Source organism: Streptomyces sp. NPDC059443, from assembly GCF_042750105.1.
Classification (GTDB): Bacteria; Actinomycetota; Actinomycetes; order Streptomycetales; family Streptomycetaceae; genus Streptomyces.
On the sequence record NZ_JBHYVM010000022.1, the window covers coordinates 56,052 to 74,936 of the forward strand.

The 18,885-nt window shown below is 71.6% G+C and carries 18 protein-coding genes; 6 read left to right on the forward strand and 12 right to left on the reverse strand.

Annotated features, from left to right (window positions below):
• Positions 1-153: 153 nt before the first annotated feature.
• The 6 genes from ACFXDJ_RS21640 to ACFXDJ_RS21665 form a co-directional block, all read right to left on the reverse strand.
• Complete coding sequence (locus ACFXDJ_RS21640; RefSeq protein WP_384849951.1) at positions 154-1,716, reverse strand: DoxX family membrane protein; 1,563 nt, start codon at positions 1,714-1,716, stop codon at positions 154-156.
• 141 nt (positions 1,717-1,857) lie between these two features.
• Positions 1,858-2,829, reverse strand: coding sequence for a 23S rRNA (guanosine(2251)-2'-O)-methyltransferase RlmB (gene rlmB, locus ACFXDJ_RS21645; protein ID WP_384662602.1), 972 nt, complete (start codon positions 2,827-2,829; stop codon positions 1,858-1,860).
• A gap of 157 nt (positions 2,830-2,986) precedes the next feature.
• Positions 2,987-4,387: a cysteine--tRNA ligase gene (cysS, locus tag ACFXDJ_RS21650; protein WP_384662605.1), complete on the reverse strand. Its 1,401-nt coding sequence runs from the start codon at positions 4,385-4,387 to the stop codon at positions 2,987-2,989.
• 103 nt (positions 4,388-4,490) lie between these two features.
• Positions 4,491-5,006 (reverse strand): 2-C-methyl-D-erythritol 2,4-cyclodiphosphate synthase, encoded by a 516-nt coding sequence (gene ispF, locus ACFXDJ_RS21655; RefSeq protein WP_384849954.1) that lies wholly within the window; start codon positions 5,004-5,006, stop codon positions 4,491-4,493.
• Complete coding sequence (gene ispD, locus ACFXDJ_RS21660; RefSeq protein ID WP_384662611.1) at positions 4,996-5,751, reverse strand: 2-C-methyl-D-erythritol 4-phosphate cytidylyltransferase; 756 nt, start codon at positions 5,749-5,751, stop codon at positions 4,996-4,998. The genes ispF and ispD overlap by 11 nt, the downstream gene beginning before the upstream one ends.
• A gap of 276 nt (positions 5,752-6,027) precedes the next feature.
• Positions 6,028-6,510, reverse strand: a complete 483-nt coding sequence (locus ACFXDJ_RS21665; RefSeq protein ID WP_003953493.1) for a CarD family transcriptional regulator — start codon at positions 6,508-6,510, stop codon at positions 6,028-6,030.
• 635 nt (positions 6,511-7,145) lie between these two features.
• On the opposite strand from ACFXDJ_RS21665, the gene ACFXDJ_RS21670 reads away from it, so the two are divergent.
• The gene (locus tag ACFXDJ_RS21670; protein WP_384662614.1) at positions 7,146-7,811 is read left to right on the forward strand and encodes a DUF461 domain-containing protein; all 666 of its coding nucleotides are present in this window, start codon (positions 7,146-7,148) and stop codon (positions 7,809-7,811) included.
• A 79-nt stretch (positions 7,812-7,890) separates the two neighbouring features.
• On the opposite strand, the gene ACFXDJ_RS21675 is transcribed toward ACFXDJ_RS21670, so the two are convergent.
• Both ACFXDJ_RS21675 and ACFXDJ_RS21680 read right to left on the reverse strand, forming a co-directional pair.
• Positions 7,891-8,571: a response regulator transcription factor gene (locus ACFXDJ_RS21675; RefSeq protein WP_007265514.1), complete on the reverse strand. Its 681-nt coding sequence runs from the start codon at positions 8,569-8,571 to the stop codon at positions 7,891-7,893.
• Positions 8,568-9,812: a sensor histidine kinase gene (locus tag ACFXDJ_RS21680; RefSeq protein WP_384660877.1), complete on the reverse strand. Its 1,245-nt coding sequence runs from the start codon at positions 9,810-9,812 to the stop codon at positions 8,568-8,570. The genes ACFXDJ_RS21675 and ACFXDJ_RS21680 overlap by 4 nt, the downstream gene beginning before the upstream one ends.
• A 220-nt stretch (positions 9,813-10,032) precedes the next feature.
• On the opposite strand from ACFXDJ_RS21680, the gene phoU reads away from it, so the two are divergent.
• Entirely contained in the window at positions 10,033-10,710 is a 678-nt protein-coding gene (gene phoU, locus ACFXDJ_RS21685) for a phosphate signaling complex protein PhoU (protein ID WP_112449136.1), read from the forward strand.
• A gap of 370 nt (positions 10,711-11,080) precedes the next feature.
• Here the strand turns inward: phoU and ACFXDJ_RS21690 are convergent, their stop codons facing one another.
• The gene (locus ACFXDJ_RS21690) at positions 11,081-11,551 is read right to left on the reverse strand and encodes a hypothetical protein (RefSeq protein WP_384660874.1); all 471 of its coding nucleotides are present in this window, start codon (positions 11,549-11,551) and stop codon (positions 11,081-11,083) included.
• A 145-nt stretch (positions 11,552-11,696) separates the two neighbouring features.
• On the opposite strand from ACFXDJ_RS21690, the gene ACFXDJ_RS21695 reads away from it, so the two are divergent.
• Positions 11,697-12,062 carry a hypothetical protein gene (locus ACFXDJ_RS21695; RefSeq protein WP_384660871.1) on the forward strand — a complete coding sequence of 122 codons (366 nt, stop codon included), beginning with the start codon at positions 11,697-11,699 and terminating at the stop codon, positions 12,060-12,062.
• Positions 12,063-12,154: 92 nt separating this feature from the next.
• Here ACFXDJ_RS21695 and ACFXDJ_RS21700 read toward each other — a convergent pair whose 3' ends face one another.
• Positions 12,155-12,913 (reverse strand): phosphoglyceromutase, encoded by a 759-nt coding sequence (locus tag ACFXDJ_RS21700; RefSeq protein ID WP_328299518.1) that lies wholly within the window; start codon positions 12,911-12,913, stop codon positions 12,155-12,157.
• 184 nt (positions 12,914-13,097) lie between these two features.
• On the opposite strand from ACFXDJ_RS21700, the gene ACFXDJ_RS21705 reads away from it, so the two are divergent.
• Positions 13,098-14,384 carry an MDR family MFS transporter gene (locus tag ACFXDJ_RS21705; protein WP_384660868.1) on the forward strand — a complete coding sequence of 429 codons (1,287 nt, stop codon included), beginning with the start codon at positions 13,098-13,100 and terminating at the stop codon, positions 14,382-14,384.
• Positions 14,385-14,466: 82 nt separating this feature from the next.
• Here ACFXDJ_RS21705 and ACFXDJ_RS21710 read toward each other — a convergent pair whose 3' ends face one another.
• On the reverse strand, positions 14,467-14,967 hold the full coding sequence (locus ACFXDJ_RS21710) for a YbjN domain-containing protein (RefSeq protein ID WP_384660865.1): 501 nt from the start codon (positions 14,965-14,967) through the stop codon (positions 14,467-14,469).
• Positions 14,960-16,354: a D-inositol-3-phosphate glycosyltransferase gene (mshA, locus tag ACFXDJ_RS21715; RefSeq protein ID WP_384660864.1), complete on the reverse strand. Its 1,395-nt coding sequence runs from the start codon at positions 16,352-16,354 to the stop codon at positions 14,960-14,962. Before mshA ends, ACFXDJ_RS21710 begins: the two co-directional genes overlap by 8 nt.
• A 164-nt stretch (positions 16,355-16,518) precedes the next feature.
• On the opposite strand from mshA, the gene ACFXDJ_RS21720 reads away from it, so the two are divergent.
• Both ACFXDJ_RS21720 and ACFXDJ_RS21725 read left to right on the forward strand, forming a co-directional pair.
• Positions 16,519-17,340: a class I SAM-dependent methyltransferase gene (locus ACFXDJ_RS21720; protein WP_384849957.1), complete on the forward strand. Its 822-nt coding sequence runs from the start codon at positions 16,519-16,521 to the stop codon at positions 17,338-17,340.
• A 151-nt stretch (positions 17,341-17,491) separates the two neighbouring features.
• Positions 17,492-18,541 carry an NlpC/P60 family protein gene (locus tag ACFXDJ_RS21725; protein ID WP_384660860.1) on the forward strand — a complete coding sequence of 350 codons (1,050 nt, stop codon included), beginning with the start codon at positions 17,492-17,494 and terminating at the stop codon, positions 18,539-18,541.
• Positions 18,542-18,885: the final 344 nt, after the last annotated feature.

The following is an 18,885-nucleotide window of genomic DNA, read 5'->3' on the forward strand; positions in this document are numbered from 1 at the left end:
GCGGACTCCCGTTGCGCCTGCCGCCGCAGGATGCCCTCCCCCGGTCCGGTCCGGGGGGCCGGGGCGGGCCCGGGGCCCCCCCCGCGGGCGGCCCCGCCAGCTTTCGCGTGCCGGCCCCTCCTCCGTGGTGCCGCGGTGCGGTCCGCGCTCCGGTCAGCCGAGGAGGCCGCCGACCAGGCCGGGCTTCTTCGGCGGTGCGTCCCCGGCTCCGCCGGAGGACCCGCCGCTGCCCGTCCCCGAGGAGGAGGTCGGGGGCTTCTGCGGGGTGGACTGGCGGGGGGTGCTGCGCGGGCTGCTCTGGCTGCCGCCGGCGGCCTTGCTCGCGGAAGGGGTCCCGGAGCCGGTGGCGCCGGGGGTGGCCGAACCGGTGGCCCCGCGGCCCGGCTTGGCGCTCGGCGAGGAGGCTCCGGCCGAGGGCTGCGCGGCCGGCTTCGGGGGGGTCGGCTGCGTCGGCTGTTGCTGCGGGGAGCGCGGCAGCGGCCGCCCGGGGAGGTAGTTGCTCGGGGCCTGGCCGGGCCCGGGCACGGTGACCACGGTGGTGGAGCGGACGGCCCCGCCGAGGAGCGAGCCGACGAGCAGGGTGAGTCCGCAGACCACGGTGGCCATGACGGCCCCGCGCCGCAGCACGCGCCGCCGCAGCCGCCAGACCTCGGTACGGGGGCCCAGCGTGCGCCAGGCCTCGCCCGCGAGCCGCCCGTCCAGCGAGTACACCGGGGCGCCCGCGATGATCAGGGGGCTCCAGGCGGCGAGGTAGATGATGTCGGGCGCGTCGTAGGCGGGCACGGTCTTCCAGCTGACGGTCATCAGCAGCGCGGCGGAGAGCAGTGCGCCGAAGCAGGCCGCGAACCGCTGCCAGAGGCCGAAGACGGTCAGGACGCCGACGATCACCTGGAGGAAGGCCACGCTGAGCCCGGCGCCCACGGGGTGCGCGAGCGCGAAGTCGCGCAGCGGTTCGGCCAGCGCCCAGGGGTGCAGGGTCTGGAGCCAGGTGACCATGGAGCCGCGCTCGCCGCCGTCGAAGTAGACGGGGTCGCACAGCTTGCCCATGCCGGCGTAGATGGAGATGAAGCCGAGGAAGACGCGCAGTGGGAGCAGCACGACGCCCAGGTTCATCCGGCGGCCGGGGTAGTACTGGGCTTGCGCGCGTGCGTCGCCCGGTGCCCGGCGGGTGTCCGTGCCGGGGCCGGAGGCCTCGGCGAGCGCGGCCCCGTAGGCCTCGTAGGCCTCAGGGGAGAGGTCGCGGACCGCGGGCTGGCTGCGGGTGTCGGCGTCGTCGGGGTGGGCGCCGTAGCTGCGCTGGCCGATGACGGTCGGGGTGGCGAGGGTGTCCTCGGCGAGGTCGTGGGCGAGGTCGATGCGCGGGATGACCTGGGTGGCTCCGCCGTCGTACTCGTCGTGGCCGCGCCCGTGCTCGCGCACGGCCTGGAGCAGGCCTCCCATAGCGGCGCTGGCCGCGGCGTCGCCGGGGGCGGACTTGCCGCTCCAGACGACGGGGCGGCGGCGGCCCGCGCCGGCTCCGGCGGCCGCGAGGGCCCCTCCGAGCGCGGGGGCGAGGCCGGGGATGCCCGCGGGCTTGGGACGCGCGCTCGGGCTTGGTGCGAGCCGCACGCGGAAGCTGGCGTGGTTGACGATGACCTGTGCGGGGTCGCACGGCACCTTGACCATGCTCAGCGCGGGCTGGTCGTCGAACCCTGGCGTTCTGGTGTCCACACTCATCTAACCGAGTGATGGGTGTTTAGGACACTGCCTTGACATCAGGGATGTGTCCGAGACCCGTCAAATCAAGCCACCCCGCCCGGAAGGGGCGGGGTGGCACGCTCACGGGTCACGTCCTGTGAGCCAAGTGGATCAAGCGGCTCAGACGCGGCCGCGGGTGGCGCGGCGGCGGGCGGCCTCGTAGAGGACGACGCCCGCGGCGACACCGGCGTTGAGCGACTCGGCGCCGCCCGGCATCGGGATGCGGACGAGGTAGTCGCAGTTCTCGCCGACGAGGCGGCCGAGGCCCTTGCCCTCGGAGCCGACGACGATGACGACGGGGCCGCCCAGCGCCTCCAGCTCGTGCACCTCGTGGGTGCCCTCGGCGGCGAGGCCGACGATGGTGATGCCTTCCTTCTTGTAGTCCTGGATGGCACGGGTCAGGTTGGTGACGCGCGAGACCGGGGTACGGGCCGCGGTGCCGGCCGAGGACTTCCAGGCGCCGGCGGTCATGCTGGCGGCGCGGCGCTCGGGAACGACCACGCCGTGGCCGCCGAAGGCGGAGACGGAGCGGATGATCGCGCCGAGGTTGCGCGGGTCGGTGATCCCGTCGAGGGCGACGATGAGGGGGTCCTCGCCGTTGTCGTACGCGGCGGCGGTGAGCTCGTCCGGGAGCGCGTACTCGTAGGGCGGGACCTGGAGGACCAGGCCCTGGTGGTTGAGGCCGTTGGTCAGCCGGTCGAGCTCGGGGCGCGGGGCTTCCATCAGGTTGATGTTGCCGCGCTCGGCCGCGAGCTGGAGGGCCTCGCGGACGCGCTCGTCGTTGTCGATGAACTGCTGGACGTAGAGGGTGGTGGCCGGTACGCCGTCGCGCAGGGCCTCGAAGACCGGGTTGCGGCCGACGACCATCTCGCTGGTGCCCTTGGGGCCGCCGCGGCGGGGGGCCGGGCGGCGCTTGGCGGCCTGGCGGGCCATGGCGTTGCTGATGCGGTTGGCTTTGTGCTTCTTGCGGTCCTCGGCCTTGGGCGTGGGGCCCTTGCCTTCGAGGGCCTTGCGCCGCTGGCCACCGCTGCCGACCGTCGCGCCCTTCTTGTTGGACGTGCGGCGGTTCCTGCGCTGGCTGTTCCCGGCCATGACCTCTACCTGTTTCCTTGGTGCTGCGATATGTACGTATGAAGAGTGTGCGGCCCGGATCGCCGAGCGGCACAACGTGGCTGGTCCAGAGGGCGGACTCCCGCGGATGCGTCCGCGGACGCTCCCGCGGGCCGCACCCTCGGCCGCGCCCGTGGGCTCAGCGGGGGCCGAGCGTCCAGCGCGGTCCGGTGGGGCTGTCCTCGATGACCAGGCCCGACTGCTGGAGCTGGTCGCGGATGGCGTCGGCGGTGGCCCAGTCCTTGCGCTCGCGAGCGGACTCGCGCTGCTCCAGGACCAGGCGTACGAGGGTGTCCACGGCTCCGTGGAGGTCTTCCCCGCGGTCCGTCTCGCCCGCCCAGTGGGGGTCGAGGGGGTCGAGGCCGAGGACGCCCAGCATGGCCCGTACCTCGGCCAGGCGCGCGATCGCGGCTTCCTTGTCGTCGGCGGCGAGCGCGCTGTTGCCCTGGCGCACGGTGGTGTGGATGATCGCGAGCGCCTGCGGGACGCCCATGTCGTCGTCCATGGCCTCGGCGAAGGCGGGCGGGACCTCGGCGGCCGGTTCGACCGTCTTGCCGGCCTTCTCGATGACCCGCTGGATGAAGCCCTCGATGCGTGCGAAGCCGGATTCCGCCTCGCGCAGCGACTCCACGCTGTACTCGATCATCGAGCGGTAGTGCGGGGTGCCGAGGTAGTAGCGCAGGACGATCGGGCGCCAGGCCTTGACCATCTCGGAGACCAGGACGGAGTTGCCGAGCGACTTCGACATCTTCTCGCCGGACATGGTGACCCAGGCGTTGTGCACCCAGTACTTCGCGAACTCGTCGCCGAAGGCCTTGGCCTGCACGATCTCGTTCTCGTGGTGCGGGAAGATCAGGTCGATCCCGCCGCCGTGGATGTCGAAGGCGCTGCCCAGGTACTTGTGGGCCATCGCGGAGCACTCCAGGTGCCAGCCGGGACGGCCGCGGCCCCACGGGGTCTCCCAGTCGGGCTCGCCCGGCTTGGTGGCCTTCCACATGGCGAAGTCGCGGGGGTCGCGCTTGCCGGTGATGCCCGACTCGGAGGGCTGGCGCAGGTCGTCGATGTCCTGGTTGGAGAGTTCCAGGTAGCCGGGGAAGGAGCGCACGTCGAAGTAGACGCTGCCGTCCGCCTCGTACGCGTGGCCGCGCTCGATGAGGCCGCGCATCATCTCGATCATCTCCGGCACGTGGCCGGTGGCGCGCGGCTCGTACGTGGGCGGGAGGCAGCCCAGCGCGTTGTAGCCGTCGTTGAAGGCGCGCTCGTTGTCGTAGCCGATGGACCACCAGGGGCGGCCCTGGATCTCGGCCTTCTCGATGATCTTGTCGTCGATGTCGGTGACGTTGCGGATGAAGGTGACGTCGAGGCCGCGGTAGGTGAACCAGCGGCGCATGATGTCGAAGTTCAGTCCCGAGCGGATGTGCCCGATGTGCGGGGCCGCCTGCACGGTGGCGCCACAGAGGTAGATCGAGACGCAGCCCGCGGTGAGCGGGACGAAGTCGCGGATCTGCCGGGCGCTGGTGTCGTACAGGCGAATAGTCACGGCATCCAGGGTAGTGGGCCTGTAGCAGTGCCCCGCGACCCTTTCGGCACGCGGGGCCCGCTTTGTTGTCGAAGAGCCGCGGGCGCGGCCCCCGTACGGGGTACTAGGCCCGGTTCGTCCGGTACACGAGGGCCGTGGCGATGGCCGCCAGGCCTTCGGCGCGGCCGGTGAGCCCCAGCCCGTCCGTGGTGGTTCCCGAGACGGACACGGGGGCGCCCGCGGCGGCCGCGAGCGCCTTCTGTGCCTCTTCGCGCCGCTTGCCGATCTTCGGGCGTACGCCGATCACCTGGATCGCGATGTTGCCGATCTCGAAGCCCTCGGCGCGGACGATCCGGGCGGCCTCCGCCAGGAGGGTGACCCCGGCGGCGCCGGACCACTCGGGGCGCGAGGTGCCGAAGTGCGCGCCGAGGTCGCCCACGCCGGCGGCGGAGAAGAGCGCGTCACAGGCGGCGTGCGCGGCGACGTCCCCGTCGGAGTGCCCGGCCAGCCCGTCCTCGCCCTCCCAGAGCAGGCCGGCGCACCACAGCTCGCGGCCGGTCTCGAAGGCGTGGACGTCGGTGCCGATGCCGACGAGCGGGATGAGGGGGGCTGCGGGACCAGTAGCGGGACTAGTAGACATCGGTGGCCCTCCGGCGGGCGAGTACGGCCTCGGCGAGGACCAGGTCGAGCGGGCGGGTGACCTTGAAGGCCTCTTCGTGGCCGGGAACGGCCACGACGGTGATGCCGAGCTGCTCCACCATCCCGGCGTCGTCCGTGGCCCCCTCGCCGTCCGCCGTGCCCGCCGCGAGCTTCTCGTGCGCGCGCAGCAGGGTGGCGAGGTCGAAGCCCTGCGGGGTCTGCACGGCGCGCAGCCGGGCCCGTACGGGGGTGGCGACGACCGGTTCGGGCTCGCCCGGCCTGCCGGGTTCGACCTCCTTGACGGTGTCGGCCAGCGGCAGGGCCGGTACGACGGCGGGCGCGCCGTCGCGGACCGCTTCGACCACGGAGTCGACGGTGTCCACGGGGACGAGCGGGCGGGCCGCGTCGTGGATGAGGACGGTGGTGACATCCGCCGGGAGGGCCCGCAGGCCGGCGCGTACGGACTCCTGACGGGTGTCCCCGCCGGGGACCACCAGGATCTCCGTGCGCTCGGGCAGCGCGTGCTCGTCCAGGAGACGGCGCACCTCGGCGGTGCCGTCGGGCGGGGCCACGACGACGACGAGGGAGACCGCGCGGGAGCGCGCCATGGCGCGGACCGCGTGGATGAGCATGGGAATGCCGCCCAGGGTCCGCAGCGCCTTGGGGGCGCCGGGGCCGAGACGGACCCCGCGTCCGGCGGCCGGGATCACCGCGGCGGTGCGGTGGGGGCGCGATTCGTCAGACATCAGTAGCTCCGAGCCAGGTTTGTGACTTCGGCCGACATGGGTATGGCCTGAAGGGTGCCGGGTGCGACGCCCCTCGCCCCTTCCGTGACGACCGGTCGAGGCGGCTGACCGGACCCGGCACGCCAGTACAAGTACGAGCATGGGGCCGAGCATGGGCTCGGGCGTGGGTCCGGATGCCGACACGGGTCCAGACATGCCGCAGCGCCCGGCAACAAGTCACCTTGTCATCGGGCACCGCGGCACAACTGTGTACGACCACACGTACGGGCGATCGCGTCAGGACGCGAGCACCTCGTCGAGGAGGGCCTCGGCCTTGTCCTCGTTGGTGTTCTCGGCGAGCGCGAGCTCGCTCACCAGGATCTGACGCGCCTTCGCGAGCATGCGCTTCTCACCCGCGGAAAGCCCGCGCTCACGCTCACGACGCCACAGGTCACGCACAACTTCGGCGACCTTGATGACATCGCCAGAAGCGAGCTTTTCCAGATTTGCCTTGTAGCGCCGGGACCAGTTCGTCGGCTCTTCTGCGTACGGTGCGCGGAGCACCTCGAAGACCCGGTCAAGCCCGTCCTGGCCGACTACGTCGCGAACGCCTACGAACTCCGCATTGTCCGCAGGTACGCGAACGGTCAGGTCACCCTGGGCGACCTTGAGCACCAAGTAGGTCTTGTCCACGCCTTTGATCTGGCGAGTTTCGATGGCCTCGATCAGCGCGGCCCCGTGATGGGGATAGACCACGGTGTCGCCAACCTTGAACGTCATGTGACAGGTACCCCTTCCGTGGCTATCCAGGGTAACACGAGAACCGACCGTTATGAATGGCGTTTTCGCAGGTCAGGGCACATCTCGGGGCTTGACAACACCGACAGGAACGTGCTGCGAGAGGCTTCCGGAAGGGGGTATTCGCAGGTCGGAGGCTCTGTGCGGACCGGGCGAAACGGCTACGTTACACCTGCCCGAGGGCCCCGTCAGTGTGATGTACGTCCTGTTTTGCCGGTTTCCGGGGCGGGAAACCGAACTACTCCGTTCGACTGGCGGCCACCCGTACGGGCCCGTTCCGGCCCAATCCGCAATTTGATCACCAAGCGGTGTTCGAGGGAATCCCGAAATTGATCAACGGATCGCCGGCGGCCCTTATCCGAATGGAAGATCGCCGGGCCGATCCGCTGGATGATCCACCAGGTGATCCACCAGGCGATCGCCCACTGATCGTCCGCCGGCGGCGCGCCCGCGGCGGCACCCGGACAGGGCCGCCCCCTCACTGCGGAGGGTCGGGTGCGGGGGCGGGGCGGCGGCTCGGTAACCTAAGCCCGCTGACACACCCTTAGAGCGGCTTTACTTCGGCTGCTCCGAGCGCCCACCCTTCCGCTTCGTACGTCCAAGGAGATGCCTCCGCCGTGAGCCGCAGCCTTCGACGCGGCGCCCTCGCCGCCACCGCCGTCGTGTTCTCGATCGCCTCGCTGGCCGCGTGCGGTGCGGGCCACGACGCGCAGACTCTCCAGGTCAAGCCGGACAATGCCGCCATCACCAAGGGCGACATCAAGATCCAGAACGCCCTGGTGGTCACCCAGGACAAGAAGGACAAGAAAGACAAGAAGGGCCCGGCCGCCGTCTCGGCGACCCTCTTCAACACCGGCACCAAGGACCAGACCCTCGACGCCATCACCCTCCAGGGCTCCAAGGGCACGGTCGTGCTGACGCCCGCGAGCGGCGCGTCCAAGGTCGTCGTCCCGGCCGGCGGCTCCGTCGTCCTGGGCGGCAAGGGCAATGCCTCGGCCTCCATCGCGAACGGCCGCGAGGCCGTCGAGGACGGCAACGTGCAGAAGGTCGTCTTCCAGCTGAGCACCGCGGGTGACGTGGCGCTCCAGGCCTTCGTCGTCCCGGCCACCGGCATGTACGCGCGCTTCGGCCCGACCGAGGCCCCGGCGGCCGCGGGCGCCACCCCGTCCGGCAGCCCTTCGGGCAGCGCCTCGGGCTCGCCCTCGACCACCCCGTCGGGCAGCGCCTCCGGCTCCCCCGCGGGCAGCCCGTCCGGCTCCCCGTCCTCCAGCGCCGGTCACTGAGGCGCGAAGCACCGTAGGCAACGGGAACGGCCCCCCTCCGCATCGCGCGGAGGGGGGCCGTTCCCGTTCTGCTCGCTCTTTACGGCTCGAATTTGTAGCCGAGGCCGCGGACCGTGACCAGGTAGCGCGGCGCGCCCGGGTCCGGCTCGATCTTGGCGCGCAGGCGCTTCACGTGGACGTCGAGGGTCTTGGTGTCACCGACGTAGTCGGCGCCCCAGACCCGGTCGATGAGCTGCATGCGGGTCAGTACGCGGCCCGCGTTGCGCAGCAGCATCTCCAGCAGGTCGAACTCCTTCAGCGGGAGGTCGACCTTCGCGCCGGCGACGGTGACCACGTGGCGGTCGACGTCCATCCGTACGGGTCCGGCCTCCAGCGCGGCCGGAGTGACCTCTTCCGGCTCGCCGCGGCGGCGCAGGACCGCGCGGATGCGGGCGACCAGCTCCCGCGAGGAGAAGGGCTTCGTGACGTAGTCGTCGGCTCCTATCTCCAGCCCGACGACCTTGTCGATCTCGCTGTCCTTGGCGGTCACCATGATGACGGGGACGTTGGAGCGGCCGCGCAGCTGCCGGCAGACCTCCGTGCCGGGCAGGCCGGGGAGCATCAGGTCGAGGAGGACGAGGTCGGCGCCGTTGCGCTCGAACTCGTCGAGCCCGTCGGGCCCGGTCGCGGCGATGGCGACCTCGAAGCCCTCCTTGCGGAGCATGTAGGACAGGGCGTCGCTGAAGGATTCCTCATCCTCGACGACGAGCACTCGGGTCACGGAAGGACCTCCGGGGCAGGAATGGCTGGTGCGGTTTGAGGTTCGAGCTGGGGGCGGGCGGGTGCGGGTGCCGTCGCCGGGGCCGGCGCGGCCGCTTCGGGGAGTCGCAGGGTGAACGTGGAACCCTGGCCCTCCGAGCTCCATACCGACACCTCCCCGCCGTGCGAAGCCGCTACGTGCTTCACGATCGCGAGGCCCAGACCGGTTCCTCCCGTGGCACGGGAGCGGGCTGGGTCCACGCGGTAGAAGCGTTCGAAGATGCGCTCGCGGTCCTTTTCCGGGATGCCGATGCCCTGGTCGGTCACGGCTATCTCGATCAAGTCTCCACCCGGCGCGGTGACCCGGCGCGCGGCGATGCCGACGCGGGTCCGGGCGGGGCTGTAGTTGACCGCGTTCTCGACCAGGTTTCCGAGGGCGGCCGCGAGCTGCCCCCGGTTTCCCCATACCCGCAGGTCGGCGGTGCCGCCGGCGGCCATGGTGATCTGCTTAGCCGACGCCGTGTGGCGGCAGCGGTCTATGGCCTCGGCCACGAGCGTGTCCACCCGTACGGGCTCGGCGTCCTCCAGGGGGTCGTCGTTCTGTACCCGGGAGAGGTCGATGAGCTCCTGTACGAGGTTGATCAGGCGGGTGGCCTCGATCTGCATGCGGCCGGCGAAGCGGTGGACCGCTTCGGGGTCGTCGGAGGCGTCCATGACGGCCTCGGAGAGCAGCGAGATCGCGCCCACCGGGGTCTTGAGCTCGTGCGAGACGTTGGCGACGAAGTCGCGGCGCACGGCCTCGATGCGGCGGGCCTCGGTGAGGTCCTCGACCAGGAGGAGCACCAGGCGGGAGCCGAGCGGGGCGACGCGCGCCGAGACGGCGAGGGCTTCGCCGCGGCCGGTGCCGCGCCGGGGCAGGTCCAGTTCGACCTGGCGTATCTCCCCGTCGCGCCGGGTGTCGCGGGCCATGTGGAGCATGGGTTCCACGGCCAGCTTGCCGCCGCGGACCAGGCCGAGGGCATATGCCGCCGAGCTGGCCTTGACCACCGCGTCGCCCTCGTCGAGGACGACGGCGGAGGAGCGGAGTACGGAAAGCACGGTGTCCACACCGGGTGGGAGCACCGCATTGATGTCGGGGCGCATGGAGCTCCGGGTGGGGCGGGCTTGGTCGCGCTCGCTCCAGCGGAACGCCAGCATCGCGATGACGCCGGTACAAAGACCGGCAATCGCTGCAGCTGCGGCGACCGCCGCGTTCACGTCCATGACTCCAGGTTAAGCAGGCGGGAGGACACTTCCACAGCCGTTCGGGTGGCAGCTCGAACAGTCGTCGCCCAGAGTTCACCCTGACGACGGGGTTGATTCACTTGTGATGCCGGAGTCGGTCGCGTTGGAGGGTGAACGTGTAAACGTGGGGCAAGAGGCCGCCCCGGCCCGCCCCCGGGCAGTACCGCAGTAGCAGTAGGTCGAGAGAGGGACACGAGACATGCGTGACGCGTACCACGAGGAACTGGACTCGATCGGAGAAGGCCTGGTCGAGATGGCCCGGCTGGTCGGTTCCGCCATCGGGCGGGCCACGACCTCCATGCTCGACGCCGACCTGAAGCTCGCCGAGAGCGTCATCGCCGCGGACCAGAAGGTCGACGACCTCCAGCACGACCTGGAGGCCCGTGCCATCGCGCTGCTCGCGCGCCAGCAGCCGGTCGCCACCGACCTGCGCATCGTCGTCACCTCGCTGCGCATGAGCGCCGACCTGGAGCGCTCCGGCGACCTGGCCCAGCACGTGGCCAAGCTCGCCCGCCTGCGGTTCCCGGACACCGCGGTCCCCCGCGACCTGCACGCCACCATCCTGGAGATGGGGCAGCTGGCGCAGCGCCTGATGGCGAAGGCCGCCGAGGTCATCATCACGAAGGACGTCGACCTGGCGCTCCAGCTGGAGCAGGACGACGACGAGATGGACCAGCTGCACCGCACGCTGTTCCAGCACCTGATGGACGACCGCTGGAAGCACGGCATCGAGACGGCGGTCGACGTGACGCTGCTGGGCCGCTACTACGAGCGCTTCGCGGACCACGCGGTGTCGGTCGCCAAGCGCGTCGTCTACCTGGTGACGGGCGAGCACGCGGACGAGCTCCAGCCGCCGACGCAGGTCGAAGGCGTCTGAGCCGCGACGGGGGCCGGATCGACCCGGATCTACTCGGATCAACTCGTCTCAACAACGAGCCCCCAATGCGCCGTTGACGCACGGGTTCGGCTGGGCATGAATGAGGTCGAAGGCACAACGCCTACGAGGAGGATCCATGCCCGATTCCCCCGTCCCCATCACGCCGGAGCAAGAAGCGCGACCCCCGGAGGGACTCCGTCTCCCGCTGCTCGCGGCCTGCGGTTGCGGCTCGGGCTGCGGCTGCGGCTGCCAGTCCGGCGCCCCCTGCCAGTGCGGCGGCTGACCGCCTCCGCCCGGCTCGACGCACCCGATGGGCCCCGCCCGACACACCGTCGGCCGGGGCCCTTCGCGGTGCGCCGGGCGTACCGCTTCAGAGCCGGCGCTTCGCGGCGGTGACGAGGGCGCGGATGCCCTCGCGGGTGGAGGTGCGGCGGATCTCGAACTCCTCCCGGCTCTCCGTCTTGTGCACGACCCCGATCTCGGAGAACAGCTCCTGCGCCCGCGTGCTCAGCGCCTCGTCGCCGGTGAGCATCTGGAGCCGGAACAGGGCCTCTTGGGCCTGGGAGCGCAGGTCGTAGGAGCGCGCCCGGACCGCGGCCGGGTCCTCGTACTGCCCGTACGGCTCCTGGTAGGTGCAGAACCACAGGTGGACGAGGGTCCGCCGGAAGTTCACGAGCGCCCCCGCGTACGAGGTGTAGGCGTCGAGCCGTTCCTGGCGCAGCTTCTCCGACCGGGTGAACTCGTGCCCCCGGTCGGCCACCCGCTGCTGGAACGCGAAGGTGACCGCCGACCCGAGCAGGGTCCCCAGAACCGCTATCGCACTGGCGATGATTGCTTCCACCGCGCCACCCGACCACGTCACACGGCGGCCCACAAGACCGTGTGACGGATCGACGCGCGGGCCGGACGGGGGCATCGACGGAGCCGAACGGGGTACGCCGGGGCGGGAGCGGTGACCGGGGGCGGCGGCCGCGCGTTCTCCGGCCATGAAGATCACTCGACTCTGCGCGTCCGGCGCCCTCGTCGGCGCATTCCTTCTGATCGGTGGAGCGCCCGCTCAGGCGGCCGACAACCCGCTGCTCTCGCTCCTCGACAACCTCAGCGTCAAAGACGTCTCGCTCTCGAAGATCCTCAACCCGAACGTGATCCTGAGCCAAGGGGGCACGACCACGCTCCACGACGCGGCCGAGCCGCTGCTGGCGAAGCCCGCCGCCGCTCCCGCGGCCCCGGCCGCCGCGCCGGCCGCCGCCCCGGTTGCCGCGCCGGCCGCTCCCCCGCGCACGATCGTGGTGCAGGCCGCCCCCGTCATGCCGGGTGCCACGCAGGGCGCCGTGGCACGGACCGCCCCGTAACGAACTCCGCGCCCCGACACGTGCCCCTGGCAAGCATCGAGCCCCCTACCCGCTGAGAAAAGCGCGGGCAGGGGGCTCGATCGGCTTGGAGACTACTTCTTGCCCTGATTCTTGACGGCCTCGATGGCGGCCGCCGCGGCGTCCGGGTCGAGGTAGGTGCCGCCCGGGTTGAGGGGCTTGAAGTTCGCGTCCAGCTCGTAGGAGAGCGGGATGCCGGTCGGGATGTTCAGGCCCGCGATGTCCGCGTCGGAGACGCCGTCGAGGTGCTTGACCAGCGCGCGCAGGGAGTTGCCGTGCGCGGCGACCAGGACGGTGTGGCCGTCCAGCAGGTCCGGGACGATCGAGTCGTACCAGTACGGGAGCATGCGGACGACGACGTCCTTGAGGCACTCGGTGCGCGGACGCAGCTCCGGCGGGATCGAGGCGTAGCGCGGGTCCTCGGACTGCGAGAACTCCGTACCGTCTTCGAGCGCCGGCGGCGGGGTGTCGTACGAGCGGCGCCACAGCATGAACTGCTCCTCGCCGAACTCGGCGAGGGTCTGGGCCTTGTCCTTGCCCTGGAGGGCGCCGTAGTGGCGCTCGTTCAGGCGCCAGGAGCGGTGGACCGGGATCCAGTGGCGGTCGGCTGCCTCCAGCGCCATCTGCGCGGTGCGGATCGCGCGCTTCTGGAGCGAGGTGTGCACGACGTCGGGGAGCAGGCCGGCGTCCTTGAGCAGCTCACCGCCGCGGACCGCCTCCTTCTCGCCCTTCTCGTTCAGATTGACGTCCACCCAGCCGGTGAACAGGTTCTTCGCGTTCCATTCGCTCTCGCCGTGGCGGAGGAGGATCAGCTTGTACGGTGCGTCGGCCATGCGTACGAGCCTAATGGACGCACCCGGGCGCCCGCGCGCGGTGTGGACGGCGTGTGGACGACCCGCGCGGGGGTCCCGGAGGGGTCCCGATTGACGGCGGCCGTCAATCCAGTGGCCCTGGAGTGCACCCTTCCGTAGGGTGCGAACGAGTAGAGGGACACTTACACCGCCGGGGGGATTCCTTATGTCCGTTGCCAGTCTGAGACGGGCCGCTCGCGAGAGCGTGTCCGGTCTGCCGCGCGAGTTCTGGTGGCTGTGGACGAGCACGCTGGTCAACCGGCTCGGGGCCTTCGTCGCCACATTCATGACGTTGTACCTGACCCTGGAGCGGGGCTATTCGGCCTCGTTCGTGGGACTTGTGGTGGCGCTCCACGGCCTCGGCGGTGTGGTGTCCTCGCTCGTCGCGGGCGTGCTGACGGACCGGCTGGGCCGACGGCCCACGCTGATGGCGGCGCAGGCGTCGACCGCGTTCTCGGTGGCCCTGCTCGGGTTCATGGAACACCCGGCGGCGATCGCGGCGGTGGCACTGCTCGTCGGCATGACCTCGAACGCCTCGCGCCCGGCGGTGCAGGCGATGATGGCCGACATCGTCCGTCCCGAGGACCGGGTACGGGCCTTCGCGCTGAACTACTGGGCCATCAACCTCGGGTTCGCCGTCAGTGCGATGGTGGCGGGCTTCATCGCCGAGTACAGCTACCTGGCCGGGTTCCTCGGCGAGGCCGCCATGACGCTGGTGTGCGCGGTGCTCGTGTACGTCAAGCTGCCCGAGTCGCGGCCGGTGAAGACCGCGGCGGAGAAGGCCGCCGCCGAGCCGGAGGTCGGGCTCGGCACGGTGCTGCGCGACGGGCGGTTCATGGGTGTGGTCGGGCTGTCGTTCCTGATCTCGCTGATCTTCATGCAGGGGTCCTTCGGGCTGCCGCTGGCGATGGGCGCGGCCGGTTTCTCCACCGCCGACTACGGCCTGGTCATCGGCGTCAACGGGGTGCTGATCGTGCTGCTCCAGATCCCGGTCACCCGTTTCATCGAGCACCGCGATCCGCAGAAGCTGCTGGTGGTCTCGGCGCTGCTGGCCGGGTACGGGTTCGGGCTGACGGCCTTCGGCGGTTCGGTGTGGAGCCTGGCGCTGACCGTCTGCGTGTGGACGCTGGCCGAGATCGTCAACTCGCCGACCCAGATGGGCCTGGTCGCGCGGCTCTCCCCGCTGCACGGGCGCGGCCGCTACCAGGGCATGTACACGATGTCCTGGGCGGTGGCCTCCCTGGTCGCCCCGCTGATGGCGGGCTTCGCGATCCAGCACTTCGGCGCGGCCTGGCTGTGGGGCTCGACGGCGGTCCTGGGCACCATCGCCGCGGCGGGCTACTGGCTGCTGATGCGGGGGCTGCCCGCGGGTGGACCCGGTGAGACGGGGGCTGTCAGCGAACCCGCCGGCACATCCAGCCCCGCCGACACATCCAGCCCCGCCGGCGTTTGAGGCGCGGGGGTCCGGGGGCGGCGCCCGCGGCTACGGCGCCGCACGGCCGGAGCCCCGCGCCCCCGCCCCTCGGCGGCAGCGCCTAAGCCGACGGCTGCGTCAGGTTCTTGAAGGCGTCCAGGTTGCGGGTGGACTCACCGCGCGAGACCCGCCACTCGTACTCCCGCCGGATCGCACTGGCGAAGCCCAGCTCCAGCAGCGTGTTGAACGCCCCGTCCGCCGCCTCCAGGACCGTGCCGAGCAGCCGGTCCAGATCGTCCGGGGTGATCACGGACAGGGGGAGGCGGGCCGTCAGGTAGACGTCGCCGAGCGCGTCGACCGCGTAGGACAGGCCGTACAGCTTGAGGTTGCGCTCCAGCAGCCAGCGGTGGACGCCCGCCTCGTTCTCGTCCGGGTGGCGGATCACGAAGGCGTTCACCGACAGGGAGTGCTTGCCGACCTTGAGCGAGCAGGTGGTGCTCAGCTTGCGGGTGCCGGGGAGCTGGACCACGTAGGAGCCCGGCGAGGGGCTCTCCCAGCTCAGTTCCGCGCCGGTCAGGACCGCCTCGATGATCACTGCGGGGTCGGTGTCAGCGTCAGCCATGGTGGGAGCGTACGCGACGGCGGTGATCGTGCATCGCCGCGGTGTAGACGTCCGCCGTGCCGCTCGCCGCGGTGTCCCAGCCGAAGAACTGCGCGTGCCGCGCCGCCGCCGCGCCCATCCGGTCGGTGAGGCCGGGCTCGTCCACGAAGCGCCGTAGCTGGCGGGCGTAGTCCACCGGATCGTGCCCGGGTACGAGGATGCCCGTCACCCCGTCGTTGACGGCGACCGGCAGCCCGCCGACCGCGGCCGCCAGCACCGGGGTGCCGGTGGCCTGGGCCTCTATGGCGACGAGCCCGAAGGACTCGCTGTAGGAGGGCATGACCAGCACGGACGCCGCCCGGAACCAGTCCGCGAGCGCGTCCTGCGCCACCGGCGGGTGGAAGTGCACGAGGTCGGCGATGCCGAGCTTGGCGGCGAGCTTCTGGAGCCCCTCCGGCTTCGCGAGCCCGCTGCCGCTGGGCCCGCCGACGACGGGCACGAAGAGCCGGGTGCGCAGCTCCGGCTCCCGGTCCACCAGCTCGGCGACCGCCCGCAGCAGGATGTCGGGGGCCTTGAGCGGCTGGATGCGGCCGGCGAAGAGCGGGATGACGGCGCCTTGCGGCAGCCCGAGGCGGGCGCGGGCGGCGGCGCGGCCGTCGGCGACGGTGAAGCGGTCCAGGTTCACGCCGGGGTGGACGACCGCGACCTTGCCCGCATCGGCCTCGTAGTACCGGACGAGCTCGTCCGCCTCCTCCGCGGTGTTCGCGATGAGGCGGTCGGCGGCGGCCACGATCTGCGTCTCGCCGATGACGCGGGCGGCGGGCTCGGGGGTGTCGCCCTCGGCGAGCGCCGCGTTCTTGACCTTGGCCATGGTGTGCATGGCGTGCACGAGCGGAACGCCCCAGCGCTCGGCGGCGAGCCAGCCGACGTGGCCGGAGAGCCAGTAGTGGGAGTGGACGAGGTCGTAGTAGCCGGGGCGGTGGCCCGCCCACGCCTGCATCACGCCGTGGGTGAAGGCGCACAGCTGGGCCGGCAGCTCCTCCTTGGCGAGGCCCTCGTACGGGCCCGCGTCCACGTGCCGTACGAGGACTCCGGGCGCGAGCTCTACCACGGGCGGCAGGCCGCCGGTGGTGGCCCGGGTGAAGATCTCGACCTCGATGTTGATCGCGGCGAGGCGCTTGGCGAGCTCGACGATGTACACGTTCATCCCGCCGGCGTCGCCCGTGCCGGGCTGGTGCAGCGGCGAGGTGTGCACGCTGAGCATGGCGACGCGGCGCGGCTTGCGGTGTCCGCCCACGGCGGCGGGCAGGCGCATGCGCGGCGGATCGTGGCGGGTCGCGGAGCGGCCCGCGGCCGCGGCGAGCCGGCCGCCGATGCTGCCGCCGATGCGGGACACGTACTGGCTCAAGGGAGCAGTTCCTCTCGCTCGGACGGCATGGCGCTGGGAGCGCGGTCGGCGCTCTTCTAGGAGTGCAACCCGGATGGCCGCGTCCCGCATTCCGGGGACGGCGGATTTCCTGGCCCGTTTCCCCGATATTTATCGGGCGGGAGCCCTCCGCTTACTCTCTGCACATGGCCTCCCGCTCCACCCCCTCCTCTTCCCCTCCCCCGCGCCGCCCCGTCGGCACGGTGACGCGCGGGACGACGAACCCCAACCGCCTGCGCCGCATGGACCGCTGGATCGCGGCCACGCACGGGGCGGTACTGCGGCGCGCGGACGCGCCCGTGGCGGTGGACCTCGGCTACGGGGCCGCGCCCTGGACCGCGGTGGAACTGCTGGCGCGGCTGCGGGAGGCGGCTCCGCGGGTGCGGGTGGTCGGCATCGAGATCGAACCGGCGCGGGTCGCTGGTGCGAAACCGTACGAGCGGGACGGGCTGAGCTTCCGGCACGGCGGCTTCGAGGTGCCGCTGGAGGGCGGTATCCGGCCGACCCTGATCCGCGCGGCGAACGTACTGCGCCAGTACGACGAGCAGCAGGTCGCGGAGGTCTGGGAGCGGCTGTGTTCCAGGCTCGCCCCCGACGGGCTGCTGGTCGAGGGGACCTGCGACGAGATCGGGCGGCGGCACGTGTGGGTCGCACTGGGACCCGAGGGGGCGCGCACGGTGACGTTCGCGACCCGGCTCGGCTCCCTGGAGCGCCCCTCGGACCTGGCGGAACGGCTGCCGAAGTCGCTGATCCACCGGAACGTTCCGGGCGAGCCGGTGCACGCGTTCCTGCGCGACTTCGACCGGGCGTGGGCGGCGGCCGCGCCCTACGCCTCGTACGGGGCGCGGCAGCGCTGGATCCGGACGGCGCGGGCGCTGTCCGCGGACTGGCCGCTCGCGGACGGCCCGGTTCGGTGGCGTCAGGGGGAACTGACGGTGCGGTGGGATGCGTTGAGGCCAGTGGGATGAATGCGGGTGGGGGCGTCACCGGTATCCGGCGGGTGACGTGGACGGATCGGGTGGATATCCACAAGGGTGTTGGAATTCACCGACTCATGGCACCATCCCGAGGGCAGTGACAAGTTACTGACGATTAGTCATTCCGGTGTCTGGGGGGACCATGAGGAAGCAGCGGCGAGGTTCGATCGCCCTCACTCTGCTGTGCGCGATGGCGCTGCTGACGGCGCCCGGCCTCACGGTCTCCGCCGCGTTCGCGGCGCCGGAGCCGCAGGCGGGCAAGTCCCTGGAGCAGGTCCGCAAGGAGATAGAGGACCTCTACCGCGCGGCCGGCTCCGCCACGGACGCCTACAACCTCGCGGAGAGCGAGACCCGGACCCAGTCCGCGAAGATCGTCGAGATCGCGAAGCTGGTCGTCGCCGGCAACGAGCGCATCGACGCCCTGAAGAGCCGCGCGGGCGCGGCCGCCCGCGCCCAGTACCGCTCGGGCGGGCTGCCGCCGAGCGCGCAACTGGCCCTGAGCAACAACCCGGTGCAGTTCCTGGACGGGGCGGACCGGCTGCGCCAGGGCGAGAAGGCGACCTCGGACCTGCTCTCCGAACTGAACCGGACCCAGACCGACTTGCGGCAGTACGCGAAGGACGCGAGCGCGCACTGGGAGACCCTGGAGGCCAACCGGGTCAAGCAGGAGGCCTCCAAGAAGGAGATCGAAGAGAAGATCAAGGCCGCGGAGGAGCTGGAGAGCAAGCTGGAGGCCGAGCAGAAGGCCAAGCTGATCCAGCTGGAGATGGAAGCCCAGTACAAGGCGCAGACGGCCTGGCTGTCCTCGGGCGCGCTGAAGGACGCCACGAATACGGCGACCTCCGAGGCCGGCAGGAAGGCCGTGGCGTTCGCGACCGCGCAGATCGGCAAGCCGTACGTGTGGGGCGCGGTGGGCCCGGAGTCCTACGACTGCTCCGGCCTGACCTCGAAGGCCTGGCTGGCGGCGGGCAAAGCGATCCCGCGCACCTCGCAGGAGCAGCTGCGACTGCCGAAGGTGGCGATCAAGGACATGCGCCCGGGTGACCTGATCATCTACTTCGACGACGCGACCCACGTCGGCATGTACATCGGCGACGGCGCGATCATCCACGCCCCCCGCCCCGGCCGCAACGTCACCGTGGCGGGCGCGGGCTCCATGCCGATCAAGGCCGTGGTCCGCCCAGACGCGTAGCCCTTCCAGCCCGTCCGGCGCTTGAGGACCGGGTCCGGGCGGAGCCCGGGGAACGGTGGAAGGGCGGGTAGGGGACCCAGCCCCGCGCAGCGGCCCACCACCCGCACCCATGGTCCGGGCACACGCACCACGCACCCGGCGGGCCACGCGCGCCCGGCGGCAGCAAGCGGCAGGCGCCCGCCCCGGGCCACGTCTCGCTGGGCGGGACACCCACCGCCCCCGCCGTGACGTTCGTCATTCGGCCACGCGGACTTTCCCCCGCGATAACCGCATATGACGGAGCCACGCACCGGGCCCGCCATTCCGCTCGCACCGCCCCGCCCGCTAGGGTCGCCCGAACGAGC